The organism is Streptomyces polygonati (genome assembly GCF_042650325.1).
GTDB classification, from domain to species: domain Bacteria; phylum Actinomycetota; class Actinomycetes; order Streptomycetales; family Streptomycetaceae; genus Actinacidiphila; species Actinacidiphila polygonati.
Genome location: NZ_JBHSBB010000010.1, coordinates 1 through 15,169 on the forward strand (window position 1 = coordinate 1; position 15,169 = coordinate 15,169).

At 67.2% G+C, this 15,169-nt stretch carries 6 protein-coding genes and 1 pseudogene; 2 read left to right on the forward strand and 5 right to left on the reverse strand.

The window, feature by feature from the left end; translation table 11 throughout:
- Positions 1-223: 223 nt before the first annotated feature.
- On the reverse strand, positions 224-1,105 hold the full coding sequence (locus ACFO3J_RS12695) for a DUF5655 domain-containing protein (protein WP_386429222.1): 882 nt from the start codon (positions 1,103-1,105) through the stop codon (positions 224-226).
- A 521-nt stretch (positions 1,106-1,626) separates the two neighbouring features.
- Positions 1,627-2,694 carry an integrase core domain-containing protein gene (locus ACFO3J_RS12700; protein WP_386429224.1) on the reverse strand — a complete coding sequence of 356 codons (1,068 nt, stop codon included), beginning with the start codon at positions 2,692-2,694 and terminating at the stop codon, positions 1,627-1,629.
- Between the two features lie 124 nt (positions 2,695-2,818).
- On the opposite strand from ACFO3J_RS12700, the pseudogene ACFO3J_RS12705 reads away from it, so the two are divergent.
- A pseudogene (locus tag ACFO3J_RS12705) lies at positions 2,819-3,112 on the forward strand (tyrosine-type recombinase/integrase); the annotation flags it as partial.
- Between the two features lie 132 nt (positions 3,113-3,244).
- Here the strand turns inward: ACFO3J_RS12705 and ACFO3J_RS12710 are convergent.
- Together ACFO3J_RS12710 and ACFO3J_RS12715 are read right to left on the reverse strand one after the other, a co-directional pair.
- Positions 3,245-3,559 carry a hypothetical protein gene (locus ACFO3J_RS12710; RefSeq protein ID WP_386429226.1) on the reverse strand — a complete coding sequence of 105 codons (315 nt, stop codon included), beginning with the start codon at positions 3,557-3,559 and terminating at the stop codon, positions 3,245-3,247.
- A gap of 2 nt (positions 3,560-3,561) precedes the next feature.
- On the reverse strand, positions 3,562-10,779 hold the full coding sequence (locus ACFO3J_RS12715) for a polymorphic toxin-type HINT domain-containing protein (RefSeq protein WP_386429228.1): 7,218 nt from the start codon (positions 10,777-10,779) through the stop codon (positions 3,562-3,564).
- Between the two features lie 840 nt (positions 10,780-11,619).
- Between ACFO3J_RS12715 and ACFO3J_RS12720 the strand changes: the two genes are divergently transcribed.
- Entirely contained in the window at positions 11,620-14,595 is a 2,976-nt protein-coding gene (locus tag ACFO3J_RS12720) for a hypothetical protein (protein ID WP_386429229.1), read from the forward strand.
- Here ACFO3J_RS12720 and ACFO3J_RS12725 read toward each other — a convergent pair.
- Complete coding sequence (locus ACFO3J_RS12725) at positions 14,588-14,860, reverse strand: hypothetical protein (RefSeq protein WP_386429231.1); 273 nt, start codon at positions 14,858-14,860, stop codon at positions 14,588-14,590. The two genes, ACFO3J_RS12720 and ACFO3J_RS12725, sit on opposite strands and share 8 nt — an antisense overlap.
- Positions 14,861-15,169 lie beyond the last annotated feature (309 nt).

Genomic DNA, 15,169 nt, shown 5'->3' on the forward strand with positions numbered 1-15,169 from the left:
CACAGTTCAAGCCGTCACAGCAACCACGAGCGACGCCGGGTTCGATTTCTGACCATAAAAGACAAGCTGAGAGAAGACTCTCCGCGCTCTTCGCGGCGGAGCGGGCCCCAACCCCGCTGCGCCGGGCGATCGGCCAGAGGGCGGCCGAGTGGGAAAAAGCCGGCTCCGGTGTGGCAGCACCGGAGCCGGCACCCCGCACAACCACCCACGGCATCCGGCCCTGCTACGCCGCTGCGTAGCTGAGCCGCAGCAGATCGCCCGCGCGCTCCAGGTCCTTCTCGGTACGCAGACGCAGCTCCAGGGCCCCCGTTCCATGATGGCCCAGGACGCTCACATCGCGCGTGAAGCCGGGCACGAGGTCAACGATCTTGGGGTCGGCCTTGAGGTAAACGACGACCTCGCTGCGCTGGTCCCGTCCGACGCAGGCGAAGTTCCGCAGCCGCCGGTAGGCCCGGTACTGCTTGCGCTCGATCCGCCGCACGTCCTCGCTCATAGCCACCAGCACGTCGTCCAGGGCTCCTCGCAGCTCACCGATCGCACCGCCGGCGCGCTGCGCCTTCGGCATGCGCCCGGCACGACCGGCGCCCGCACCCGGTCCGCGGTCGCGGGGCGCGGAGGTGACGACCGGCTCAAGGCCGAGCAGGCCGCTGCCGAAGAAGCGGTAGCGGACCAGGTCGATGCAGCGGCGGATCTCGCGGACCGCGTGCCGGTCGTAGCGGGTGAAGTCCTCCGCCACGCAGATCAGCCTGGGCGCGCTCCACAGCACCTGGGACGCGGCCGGAACCCCGAGCCGGTCGCGGACCAGGGCCTCGAACTCCGCCCGGTGATCGGTCAGCCACGCCAGGTAGAACAGCCCCTGGGTGATCACCCCGGGGTCACGCCCGCGCTTGTACTCCACCACCACCGGAGCACCGTTCTCGTCGATCCGCAGCGAATCGATCCGACCGCCGTGCACCGGCCCCGTGCTGTACTCCGACGCCAGGAAGCGCACCCCCAGCAGCGCCTCCATGTTCGCCTCGACCAGCCCCTGCAGATCCCGCTCGTACTCCAGCGCATGCGGCACGATCTCGACAGCGTTCCCGTCACCCAGCGTGAACAGCTTCAAATGCGCCCTCCTGCGATCCTTCACACCGTGATCATCGGCATGATGCAACGCCGCGGGGGTGCACAATTATTTCCAGCGCGAGGTTCGCAGCAGACACCTGATGGGTAGTCATTTTTCAGGTCGGAGCGCGTGGCGCATTTGTGGCGTGGCGGACTCAACGGCCCGTCAGATAGTCATCTGACCTGCGGAAACATCTGGGACTGTCACGGCCTCCGGAGCCGTGTGCGCAGGTTCGAATCCTGCCGGGGGCACTCCGGAATCAAGGCTCTGACCAGCAGAAATGCCGGTCAGAGCCTTTCTTGAACCTGCCAAAAGACACACGGTCTTCCGACCTTTGCTCTTTTCGGCGCGAGAACCTTACAAATCTCCATTGAGCAGACTCGGCGTTGCCATCGCCGCAAATCAAGCGGCCAGCGGTCGCGTGACGACTGTACTTCCTCGTCGCCAGGACGCTCTGCGGACCGCATCCTGTGGGGCTCAAATATAGGATCCGGCCTCTGATCTGCGGGTTCTTGGTGGTGTCAACTGGCGATCTGGTACTCGTTGATGAGTCCGCCGAGAACTGCTGTGCGGTGGACTCGGTGCTCGGCGAGGTCGATGGGGCGTGGTGGTCCGGTTTCGGTTTGTGATGGGCAGAGCTGGTTCAGGGCGCGGTGAGGCCGGTGCTCGTTGTAGTGCTCCAGGTAGCTGGTGAGGGTTCGGCGCAGGTGCCGTTCGTTGAGGATGAGCGTTTGATCGAGGAGTTCGCGGCGTAGGGTGCCGATGAACCGTTCGCAGTGTGCGTTCGCTTTCGGGGCCTGGGGCGGGCTTTTCACGACGCGCAGGCCGACGTCGGTGAAGACGGCGTCGAAGGCGTCGGTGAACTGGCTGCCGCAGTTGCGGATCAGGAACTTCCGGTTCGGGGTGTCCATGTCGGTGTCCATGAGAAAGTTGCGGGCAGCCTGGGTTGTCGATGGCCCGGTGGGGTTGGCGGCGACGCCGAGCAGGTGGGCACGGCGGCTGCGTTGTTCGAGCATGACCAGGGCGTAGATGCGTTTGAGGTTGACGGTGTCGACATGCAAGAAGTCGACGGCGACGATGTGCTGCGCTTGGGCTGTGAGGAACTGCTTCCAGGTCGGTCCGGAACGCCGCGGGGCGGGATCGACGCCGGCCTGGTTCAGGATGTTCCACACGGTGGAGGTCGCTATCCGGTGGCCGAGGCAGGTGAGCTCGCCGTGGATGCGCCGGTGGCCCCATCCCGGGTTGTCGGCAGCCATGCGCAAAACCAGGGCTTTGACCGCGGGGTCCGTCGGAGGGCGTCCGGGTCGGCGTCGCTGACTGTAGTCCCATTTCTTCGCTACGAGTGTGCGGTGCCAGGCCAGCAGAGTGGCGGGGGTCATCGGGAAGACCTGGGCCCAGCGGCGGCGCGGCATCAGGTGCGAGAGCGCGGCGAACCACATGCGGTCGGCGGGTTCGTAGCGCACGCGCGGAACCTGCCGGCGCAGGACCGCGTTCTCATGCCGCAGCACCAACAACTCCGCGTCCTTGGCAATGTCACGCCGCAGCAGCAACGCCGACAGCGACAGCAGACGGCGGGTGACGGCGTACACCGTGGACAAGATCACGCAACATGATCCCAGACGAGGAAGAACCGCTGCTCAGGGACCTGGGCTCTGGGTTCCTCACAGCGACGGGCTACAGAACCAGGCGACGATTCGTGTTTTTGAGCCCCACAGGCACTTCAACACCCTGCTCCGCAAGGCCGGGCTCCGCCGCATCCGCTTCCATGATCTGCGGCACTCGGCCGCCGCCCTTCTCCTCGAACCAGGGTGTCGAACTCGTCGTCATCAAGGAACTGCTCGGCCACGCCCACATCAACGTGACCGCAACGGTTTCGCCCACGTCCGGCTCCGCCTCCAGCGCGACGCCATCGATCTCCTCAGCGACGCCCTCCGCGATCCCGCCCAGCCCGTTATCCGACCCGACGACGGCGACGAACCACCACTTCGTGCAGCACCCGTCCGCTGATGCTGCCGTCAACTACTGCCGTCAGATATGCCAGCAGCCCCACCGAAGGTCCTCTTCGGTGGGGCTGCTCCTTTCCGCGAGAAAGGCCCTGCCCGTGAAAAGTGATCACGAACCGAGTGCTTAGTACCGCAGTTACTCGACTCGCCTGAGGGATATTTCATGGTCGCCGTTAGCAACCATTTCCCGCACTGCTGCGAGCATTTCACGGACTCCCGGACGGCGAGTCAACACCAAATCAGGGCAGGCGAAGTACGATCCGTTAAGACATTCACCAGTCGCCTGCCACCTATCCAGGATGCGCCCCAACTCTAGGTACGTCAAGAAGGTCACAGACCACCTTTCCCCACCAGGGAGCACGATCCAACCATCGGCGTTCTCGACCTCGTCTGGCGCATCCTCACCCAGTTCCACCTGGAGAGTCATGCCTTCTTCGCTGATCTCGTACATACCTAGTTTCCGTACATATCCATGAGGCGACTGATGACCTTGGACTCATTCGATTTATCGGCCTTGCCGACGATCTGCATGCCACTATCGGTGTTCCGGAAGAAGACGCGTCCACCATTGCGTCCTCGCAGATAGGAAATGTCCGTTCCGGCAAGGGACTTATTGCCGAGGCCAGGGTTCGTGTTGCCACCCCGGAACTGCACGACCAGTTCGTCCATTTCCTTCTGGATTCGCTGATTCTTTCCGGCCGCTTCCGCCGCCTTCACGAGATACGGGTCATCGTGAATAGCAGAGGTTACTCCACAAAGCCCATTCGAGTTATGGACGAGGACCGGAGTGTCACCGGCGAGTACATAGTACGTGTGGAGTTGGTTGACGGTGAGGTTGTACCTGTTGGCCGCGCCGGGGATGGTGTGGACGGCTTTGACGTAGACGTGGGTGTTGCTGGCGGTTTCGAGGGCGTGGCCGGGGGTGAGGTGGGCGGCGGGGACCCAGGTGTGGGTGGTGTCGTCCCAGAAGGGGTGTTCGGTGGTGGTGTGCAGGATGCTCAGATGGCCGGAGGTGGTTTTCACCATGACGTCGGTGAGGTTGTTGTCGTGGTTGACGATGGTCGCGGTGACGGTGCGGCTGCCGGCGTTCCGGCCGGTCTCGGGGTCGGCTGATTCGACTTTGTCGCCCTGCTGGATCTTGCTGATGGGCTTGGTCTTGCCGTTGCCGAGGAGGACGGGGGTGTCGGGGGCGAAGCTGTTCTTGCACAGGATTTTGGCGGCGTCTTCGGCTGCGGTCTTCTCGGCGATGGTGTCGGCTTCGCGGGCTGCGACGATTTCGAGTTCGGCTTCGCCGCCTGTGCCTACGACGGCCAGCACGGTGAATCCGGCGGCGGCGCATCCGCCGACGGTCGGACCCGTCAGGCAGCCGACAACGTCGGAGGCGCCGCTGAGGTGGTATGCGGTTTTGCCGACCCTGCCGGCTCCGTTGACTGTTGCCTGCACGGCGTGGCGGACGAATCCTGGTACCAAGCTGCTTCCGCCGCCGCTGTGTTTGTGGGAAGAGCCGGTGTTCGTGCTGCTACCGCTGTCACTGCCGTTGTCGCTGTTGTTGTTATTGGGGTCTTCGACGAGGCCTTGGCGGGGGTCGCCGTCGCATTGGCTGTGGCAAGTTGAGCCGTCGGCGTGCGTGACCGCGGTGCCGCAGCTGCTGTCGTCGCCGGTGCCGGCGCCGCATTCGAGGCCGAGCCCGGTGGGGTCGGAGCCGTCGATGGGGGTGTTGTCGGCGTAGGCGTAACCGTTGAGGGACTGGGTGTCGGTGATGTCGAGTTGGGGGTCGACGGACAGGAAGCGGCCGAGGGTGGGGTCGTATTCGCGGGCGCCGAGGTTGGTCAGGCCGGTGGTGGGGTCGGGGGTGCCGCCGACGTAGCCCTGGTCGCCTGGCCAGGTGGCGGGGTTGCCGCCGGTGGTGCGGTCCTGGCCGAAGGGAGTGTAGGCGCGGCGGGTGACCGTTGTGTTGTCGGCCGTGATGTCGGTGGTCGCGGTGCCGTTCGGGTCGGAGGCCTCGAAGTGCAGCGGGGTTGCCGAGCTGCCGGTGGTGGCGGTGCGGACCGCGGTTGGGGCGCCGTCGATGTCGTAGTAGCGGGTGTCCGCGGTCGGGGTACCGGTGGAGTCCAGGGTGAGCTGGTCGTCGCCGAGGAACAGCGTGGTGGTGCTGGTGCCGGTGTCCACGTCGGTGCGGGCGAGGAGCGTGCCGGCGGCGTCGTAGTGGTAGGTCGTGGTGGCCGTGCCGCTGGTGCCGGGCTGGGTGGACGTGACCAGGCGCCCGTTGTCGTCGTAGGCGAATGTGATGTCGTCGGCTGCCCGGCTGGCGGTGAACGTCGGTGTCTTCCACTGGGACACCGAGCTGGTGTTGAAGACGATGAGCTGGCCGTCGTCCTGCAGCTGGGCGAATGATCCGGCTGCCGAGGTACCGGTCGACCACAGGACAGTGCCGGTGGCGGTGTGGACGGTGAGGTTGCCGTCGGTGCCCATGGTGGCGACCGCGCCAGGGTGGCCGGCTGTGTTGCTGGCCCACAGCGCCTGGCCCGACTTCAGCGAGTACATGACGAGGTTGCCGTCGGTCTGCATGGTCAGCCGGACGCTGTCGCTGACCATGCTCGCGCCGGAGGCCAGGGTGGCGCCGGAGGCCAGGACCTTGTTGCCCGAGTCCTGCTTGATCTCCGTGGTGTTGCCCACGGCGTCATAGCTGAAGGTCTGCTTGCCGCCCCCGTTGCCGGTGGTGGTGGCGGTGGTCACGGCGTGCGGGTGGGCCGCGCCGGAGGTGGTCGGATAGGCCTCGGTGGTGGTGGTGTCCTGGCTGGTGCCGCCGGTCGGCGAGTGGTCGGTGGCGGTGACGCGGTTGCCGGTGGCGTCGTAGCCGAAGGCCTGCCAGTACGGGTCCGGGCCCCCGAGGTTCGCGGTGGTGGGTGTGGTGTGGTTGCAGCCGCCCTGGCCCTGGATGGAGGGCAGCGGCGCGGTGGTGGTGCCGCCGGTGTCGGTCCATGCCTGGGTGATGCGCTGCAGGTAGTCGTAGGTGAAGCACTGGGTGTCGGTCTTCGCGGTGCCCCCGGCGTCCTGGACGTCGCTGATGGAGGTGGTCTGCCCGGCGGGGTTGTAGGTGTAGCTGGTGCTGTCGACCGGAGTGGCGCCGGTCTGCATGTCCAGCGCGTCGTTGAGCAGCCGCCCGGTGGACGCTTCCCAGTTGTATGTCTCGTCGATCTGGGTGGGGGTCACGCCCATGTGGGCGCGCAGCGGCTGCCCCAGGTGCGTGTACTCCATCGCCGCCAGATAGGTGTCCTTGCCGCCGACGCTGAGGGTCAGGCCGTTGTCGTCGTAGCTGTGGCCGATGTTCTCCGCGGCCATCGGGCCGGCGGCGGGCAGCGAGGTGGTGTCGGGGTTGCGGGTGACCGGCGTATACGTGGCACCGGTGGTGTAGGCGATGGCGGCGCTGTTGCCGACCGCCCCGGCCGGGATGGTCGTGGTCGATCCGGTGGGCAGGTAGTCCGCTGTGTATCCGGTGACGGCCTGCGTCCACTTGCGGCCCGCGCTGTCGTAACTGATGGTGTCGGCGACCTGGCCGAGCGCGCCGGAGGGATCGTAGTCGGTTTGCGTCAGGTGGACGGAGGTGCCACCCGCGGCCGGTATCGCGTAGGTGTTGGTGACCCGGCCGAGGTCGTCGTAGCTGGTGGTGATGCCGCCGGACGGCGCGTGCAGGGCATCGGTGGTCTCGGCGACTTCCTTGTCATCGTCGTAGGCGGTGAGCGTTGTGCCGGTGTCCGGGTCGGTGGTCCTGACCGCGTCGCCGAGCTGGTCGTAGCTCCTCGTCCAGGTGTTGGCCGAGGAGTCGGTCAGGGCGGTCTGCCGGCCGGCCGCGTCATACGCGTAGTGCGTCGCGTCGTAGGCACCGGCCGGGGTGGCCGCGTGGAACTGCCGGACCTCGGTGTTCTGCCCTCTCGCGTCGGTGATCGTCGCGGTCGGAGTACCGCCGGTGGGCGGGGTGACGTCGGTCTCGTTGCCCGCCGGGTACGCGGTCGTGGTGGTGCTCTGCGGGACGGAGTTGTATTCCTGCGTCGCCGTGGTCACCCGGCCCATGCCGTCGTACGCGGTCAGCATCTCGCTGGGCACCTGCGCGTCAACGGGCAGGACGAAGGTGGAACTGGGCGCGGCACCGGCGTTGAAGAAGGAGGCGTCGGCTGCGACCGTGCGTCCGAGCGAGTCGTAGAAGGTCGCCGAGATCAACCGTGCGCCGGCAGTGTCGTCCGCGGTGGTGGTCTGCTCCTCGCGCAGCTGCAGCAGCGAGTCGTAGATCTTGTAGTCGGGCTGGTAGGTCAGGGCCTCACGCAAGGTCTGGGTCTCCACCCACGATGGCCCGGTGGCGGAGACGTTGTACGTGTACTGCACGTTCGGCGTGGAGGCGTTCGCGGACTTGGGGTGCTGCGCCGACCAGCTCTGGGTCAGCCGCCCGAGGCCGTCGGAGGTCTGAGTGGCGACCTTGTTGTTCGGATCGAACTCGCTGCGTGCGATGCCCCGGGCGACGTCGATGGTGGTGCTCGACTGCCAGCCCAGGGGGTTGGTGACCGTGATCAGGGTGGGCAGGGCGATGGAGTTCGCCGGCAGGTAAGCCGTACTGCTGGTGCGCTTCATCGCGTCGGTCGCGGAGGTGATGCGGCCGTAGCTGTCGTAGACGGTGTCGGTCAGCGCTGTCCACTGGGCTGCGCCGCCTGTGCCGAGGAAGTTCTTCAACGCCTTGACCCCGGTGGCGTCTCCCGCTGCCGGTACCTGCCCCAGGGTGGCGGAGTGGTCGTAGTACGTCCGGACGTCGGAGACCGTGTGCGCGGCGTCCACAGCGCTGCCGCACCCGCCGGTGACGTCGACCACCTCCGCAGGCAGTCCGGTGGCGCCACCGGAGGGTGTGGTCGCGTAGGTAGTGCGGGTGCACTTCTCCGGGGTGGTGCCGCCCGTCACCGGCTGGTCTGAGGAGTCGATCTCGCCGCGGTCGTCGTCGGTCTTGACCAGTCCGGTCGCGTCGTCGAAGGTGCTGAAGGTGCCGGCGGTTCGCCACGTCGAGCCGCTGATCCAGGTCATGGTGTAGGTGGCGGCGGTGTCCGTGTAGTAGGCGTCCTGTTCAGGCAGGCCGCCGGCGCGGGTGTGGCTGGCCGTGGCCGGCGAGATCCAGGGGACAGTGACGACGCGACTGCGCGGATCGCCCCCGTCGTGGTCGTAGGTGACGGTCTGGTACGCGTCACCGGACCAAGCGTCGCGGTCGACGATGGCAGCGCCCCGGGCAGGGGTGACACTGACGGACTTGTGGGTGCCGTCGGCGTTGAGGTCACCGTCCATGCCCTGCAAATACGAGGTGGTGGACTCGGTGATCGGGTCGGGAGTGGCCCCGGTGTGCGTGGTGACCTGTGAGTAACCCCGCCACTGGTCCCAGGTGCGGTACTTGGCGGCGATGATCTCGTCGTCGTCGTGATGCCAGGCCGCCCCGTTTTGCAGGTAGTCGTACGTGGTCACCTGGGGCGGCGACTTGGTGGTGGAGTTGTCGGAGACGTCGACCTCACCAACCAGGTATTTGTTGAACCAGTCAAGAATCGGTGCGGCATACCCGGTGGGCGTCCAGCGCACCGGATAGCAGGTGGTGTGGTCGTTGTCCTCCGACGGCGGACTGGTACGGCTGCAGCTGTCGTTCTTGTACGAGACCGCGATGCTGGCGCCGGTCTGGGTGACGATCACCGTCATCCGCCGCCGAGTGAGTGGCGTGACAGCCGGCTGGATCAGCCCCGGCACCCGGTTGGCGTAGAAGGCGCCCCCGAACTTCACCGGGTTCTCCGTGACAGCGGCCCCGCCGCCGCCGGTGTCGTTTCCGGTGTGCACGATGTTGGCCAGCCACATCGCCTTGGGCGTGGCGGAGTTGTTGACGCCGGTGGTGCCGTCACCCGGGTCGGGGAAGTCCGCGTTGCTCAGCGCGTAGGTGTCCACCGGCCGGTAGCCCGGCGTGCTCAGGCCGCTGTCCCACACCTGGGTGCTGATGGTGATGAGCCGGTCGTTGGTCCAGAAACTCGGCGCGTAGTTGGAGCACGAGGCGGAGCCGCAGTTCTGGTCGAACGGGACGTCGGGCCAGTGTCCCGCGTTGGCCGTGGACAAGGTGGCGCCAGCGCAGGTGAAGCCGGTGGGGTCACAGCGGCCATCAGGCGCCAAGGCGAAGTTGACCTTCGCAGCCGGATTGTGGCCGGCGGTGTAGTCGCTGACGTGCTGACCGTAGGTGATCGACGTGAGCGAGCCGCCGCGGGTGTATGCCTTGGGGGTGTGCGCGGTGCCACGGCCGTAGTAGTTGGTCTCGGCCGCGTAGTTGTAGACGGTGATGTTCTGGTGGGGATCGATGGTGAAGTCGAGGTTCCACTGCCAGCCCGTGGTGCAGTAGGAGGCGTCCAGAGTGCTGGCATGGCAGGGCTCGCCCGCGTCATTGCCGTAGACCGGGGCGCCCCAGGCGCTTTGCGTGGAGGCGTCGGTGCCGGTGCCGCCCTGGGCGGCGGGCAGGTGATCGGCGCCGAACAGGAAGACGGTGCCAGTGCGGTCGGTGACCTGCCAGTAGGTGCCGAAGATGACGCCGTTGTCGGCGTGCTGGACCTCCTGGACGGTCGAGCCGTCATCGTCGGCGAACCGCCAGTTGGCAACGAGGCCGTTGGCATCCGGGGCGCTGACGGGAACCAGTTCGTGGCTGGCGCCGTTCAAGGTGATGCTGGCATTGTCACCGGCCCAGCACTGCTCCTGATCCGTGCTGGCCTCGCCGTCGTCCGCGCACGTGCGGTAGGAGCGGGTCACCGATCCCGACCACAGGGTCCACCCGTCACCCGCCCAGGAACCCTGATTGTTGGTCTGCGAGGTACGCCCGTCGGCGTCCTGCGAGTTGTACGTGAGGGCCAGGTTCGGCGCAGCCCCGCCCAGGGCGGGCGGCACGGCGATCGGGTAGGAGTAGGTGAACGCGCCCGTTGAACCCGAAGCGCCCCACTTCGCCGACGACGACAGCGGGGTTGCCGCGAAGCTGCCGGAGGAGCCCGACGCGTCCGGTGTCGCCGCCAGCACCACAACGGCCGAAGCCGCAGCGGCCTTCCCTGAGGCCGGCGCGGTGCCGGCCGCGTCCGGCAGGTCCGCCGGAGCTGCGGTCGGCGGGAGGGCGACATCGCCGACCAGTTGCTGGTGGGCCGTGTCATTGGCGGAGGCGGGCACCGGGGTGCCGGTCCGGCACGACGCCACCTGGGGGGTGGTCAGGATGCAGCCCGGATACGCCGTCAGGCGCAGCCGCTCACCGTAGCCCGCGCCGAAAGCGTCCTTGATCTGCGAATAGTCCACGGCTACGGACACCCGCTCGGCGCGGCCGCTGGCGTCGGTGCGGGACAGCGATACCAGCAGGCCGTCAACACCCGCGCGCTGGGCTACTGCGTGTGAGGCGACCGCGGCATGCACCGCCTGGGGGGTCGCCGCCGCCGTGTTGGCGGTACGGGCGGCGCGAACGGCCGCTGTCGGCGGCAGGACTTTTCCGTCCAAGCTTCCGGCGGGGCCGATGGTGACCGGCAGGCCGGCTGCGTGAGCCGGCGTGGTCGCCGCGGCCTGGGGTGCGGTGACCGGACCGCTGGTGGTCAGGCGGCTGCTCGTGCGGGACACCATCGAGGACCCGGGCAAGTCAGTGGTCACTGCGGCATGCGTGAGCTGGATGTCTCCGGCCGCGGCGCTGGGCCAGACGACAGGAGCCGGTGCCGAGTGCGCGGCGGGCTTGGCCGCCAGGGCCGCGCGCAGAGCCGCGGGCTGCTGCACCGGGGCTGTCGCAGCACTGGGCTGGACGACCGCGACCGACGGCTGAGCCGGCAGCGGGCCCGGAGACCACAGCGGCGGCTGTACCTCCGCCACGGCACCAGTAGTCCCCAGCATCGCCGAAATCACCGCCAGAACGACGGCACAGGAAACATGTTTCAAACATCTGGCGACACGCTGATGGCGACTCATCGCAAACCCTCCACCGACCGCGTTTCCACGCGGTCCTCCCACCCCAATGGCGAGCTGACGCTAAGGCCTCCAGCCTCTGTGCAGAGCCATGAAAAAGCAAAGAATCCGTATGGGGAGATTGATTCCACAGCAATGTATCCACAAAAATCGTGGAGATCACCTTTGGAATGATCACGACCCTTATTATGGCAAATGCCCGCAATATTCCATTGACCGTTGGAAGAACCACCTTGTCGCCGCTCCTGACGGCGAACTACCGTCCGGGGGGCTCTTGTCCGCCTCTGGATCGAAAACGGAACCGTGACCCTCATGAACCCACCACGCAGCCGGCGCATGCGCTGGCTGACCGGCGTCATCACCGCAACCGGAATGACGGCCTCGCTTTTCGCAGCCGCAATTCCAGCACAAGCCGACGACGCGCCAGCCGTATCACCCGGGCCTCTGCAAACCGCGGAAATAACGGCTGGCACACAAGCCAAGTCGACCGGCCAGCCCGTACAGGTGGATTACGCGACCGATCCCTATTCCCTGTTGACAGCGAATCCGGACGGCACCTTCACCCAGGACATCAGCGCTTCCCCGCAGCGAGTGCAGAAAGACGGATCCTGGATTCCCCTGGATCCGACATTGCACCGCAACACCGACGGCACCTATTCGACCGCGGCCACCAGCGCGACGCTCACACTGTCCGGCGGCGGGACCGTGCCGCTGGCCGCGATGGACGACGCGGGCAAGCAACTCGCCTTCTCCTGGCCGACGTTGCTGCCCACTCCAACGGTGACCGGTTCGACCGCCTTGTACACCAACGTCCTGCCAGACGTGGATCTCTCGGTCCAGGCCGACGCACAGGGCGGATTCAGCGACACGATCATCGTCAAAACCGCCCAGGGCGCCCAGAACCCCGCCCTGCAGACCCTCAACCTGGCAACCACCAGCACGGGGGTGACACTGTCCGCCGACAGTGCCGGCAATCTGTCCGCCACTGATGACAACGGCACCCTGATATTCCACGCCCCCGCACCGGTCATGTGGGATTCCACCAACAGCGCAAACACTCCGCAGTCGCTCAAGGGCGGTGCCCTGGCAACGGAAACGGAAGCGTCTCCGGCCGACGACGGTCCCGCCTCGGGCGCCCAGGTCGCCCCGGTGGCCGTCCGCGTCGCGGACAACAGCGTGCAGCTCACCCCGTCCGCCAGCCTGCTCAACAGCGCCGACACCACGTTCCCGGTGTACATCGACCCCGACACCACACCGACCTGGATATACGGCTCCCGCAACAGCGCCGACTACACCTACATCCAGTCCGGCCACGCCGGCACCTCCAACTTCGACGCGAACACCACTTACGACTCCCAGGGCACCGGCGTCGGCTACCAGGGCTACGAGTCGCCGACCGGCATCGAACGCAGCATCTACCAGTTCAACGTCGGCACCGCGCTCGACTCCAAGATCATCCACAACGCGGTCCTCAGCCTGGATGAGACCTTCGTCGCCAGCCTCGGCTGCGAGACCCACGCCGTGCAGGCATACTCCACCGCTCCCCACATCGATTCCGGCACCACCTGGAACAACTACTCCGGCGCCACCGCCAACTTCCTCGACACCCAGTACATCGGCGGCGCCTACAACACCGGCTGCGCCGGCGCCACCCCCACCACCTTCGACGTCACCCCCGCAGTGACCGCCGACGGCGACGGCACCATCACCCTCGAACTCCGAGGCGACGAGAACACCAGCGCCGCCTTCAAGCGCTTCGCCAAAACCGCGAAACTCAGCTACCTGTACGACACAGCCCCCAGCATCCCCGACCACATCGGATCCACCCCCATCCCCCAGGACGCTCCCGGCCAGCCCAACTACGGGTGCAACACCACCGGCGACTGGGGCTGGATCTCCAACGGCGGCTCCGGCGGCAACGTCATCCTGTCCGGCGTCATCAGCGACCCCGATGCCACCAACGGCGTCTCCAACGACCAAGTGCTTTACGGCCAGTTCGCCCTGTGGGACGCCGACGGCACCGACCTCATCGTCATGGGCGCGGCCGCCAATCCCAGCGCCGGAACCCTGGACAGCAACGCCGACACCAACTGGCAAGCCTCCGGCAGCACCGCCCTCAAACGCGTACCCGTGAGCAAACTCATCAACGGCCACACCTACGGCTACGAGCTGCGCGGCAACGACGGCCTCGCCGTCTCCGCCCCCAGCTACTCCTGCCACTTCCGCTACGACGCCCAAGCCCCCACTGGCGTGTCCATCAACGGCACCGGCACCACCGGCGGCTCCTGCACCGACGGCGGCACTCTGGCCCAGGCCGGCACCGCCGACCACCTCACCCTGCGGGCCACCGACAGCGGCAGCGGCCTGGACCACTTCGACTGGACCCTCGGCGCCGCCTCCGACCTCGCCGGGGACGGCGGCACCCACCTCTCCTCCGCCGGAGCTCTGACCATCACACCCACCAGCTGGGGCAGCTACTTCCTCAACATCGCGGCCGTCGACCAGGCAGGCAACGAATCCGGAGCCGTCTGCTACAGCTTCTACATCCCAGACAACCCCAGCGCCCACGTCACACCAGGTGACATCAACGGAGTGGACGGACTGCCCGACATCGCCGGCGTACCCGCCGCGGGCTCCTACCCCAGCAACCCGGGCCTGCGCTACTACACCACCAACACCACCAGCCCGGCCGGCGCCATCGCCTCCAACAGCACGGACGGCCCCAACACCGACGGCTCCTGGACCGGCGCCATCACCGCCCACCGCTCCACACTCCAACGCTCGGCATCCGGCACCAAAACCGACGATCTGTGGGCCCTGGGCACCAACCACCAGCTCTATCTCTACTTCAACAACTTCAACACCCTCGTCGGCACCGCCGGCCACGACAACCAGTACTACTCCGCGGACAACCGGGCCACCTTCACCCGCCCGGTCTGCAGCACCACCGTCACCACCTGCACCGGATACGCGAGCAACTGGTCCTCGGTCCGGCAACTGCTCGCCCCCGGCGATATGAACGACGACGGCCTTCCCGACCTCGTCACCGAAGAGACCGGGAACCAGCTCTGGTTCTTCCCCGGCACCAGTACCTCCGGCCAACTCGGCACACCCCAGCTCCTCGGCAGCAGTGGATGGGACAGCAGCACCGTCATCACCCCCGGCAACACCCCCGCCGACAACGGCCTCGCCCCCCTGTGGGCACGCAACAACACCACCGGAAGCCTCAGCTCCTACGCCACCACCCTCAACACCACGACCGGCAAAGTCGCACTCGCCACCCCCACCCAGATCGGCGCCAACTACCCGGCCAGTACGTACCCGCTGATCATCAGCGTCGGCGACATCAGCGGCGGCGGCGCACCCGACCTCATCGCCGTCACCACCACCGGGTCCCTCGTCGACCAACTCGGCAGCACCACCCCCAGCACCACTGAATTCGACGGCACGGCCGGAAAACCCGCGACGATCGCCACCGGCGGCTGGGACCAGCTCAGCAACATCAGCTGAGCCACGACCGAACCCGGGAAACCTTCCGGGGGTGGGCATGCTGTCCCGCCCCCGCCCCCGGAAGAGCCGGGACCGCATGCCCGGCCGACAGCAGACTCGCCCCCGGCGCCCGCGCCCGCTCCGCACCGAACTCCCCCGCCACCGCAGTCACACCCCGGTCGCGATCCACCGGCACGTCATGCCGGAACTGACGCTGCTGCTGGCGGCCGATCACCAGCCCGCCACCCGCCCCAGCCAACCCGCCCTGCACCAGCTGCTGCACCATGCCCATTCCCCTCACATCGAGGAGGCAGGACTTCCCACCACCCGCAGCCGCCATCCACACCACCCCCCGAACGGCCCAACCCCGACCCGCCGGTGTCCCCCTGCTGCCAGCGGAAACCAAGGTCACCCAGCGCAACCGGAAAGCACGTGTGCCCGACCGCACACCTTCACGCCCCCAACGCCGGCCCAGGCCAGGGACTGCCAGAGCACTGGCAGGGGTACGAATACCGGGTGACTGAACGACACTGAGCAACCTGACAGCACCTCAGATTTCGGCTCGGAGCGAGCGGCGTATTTGTGACGCAGAGCG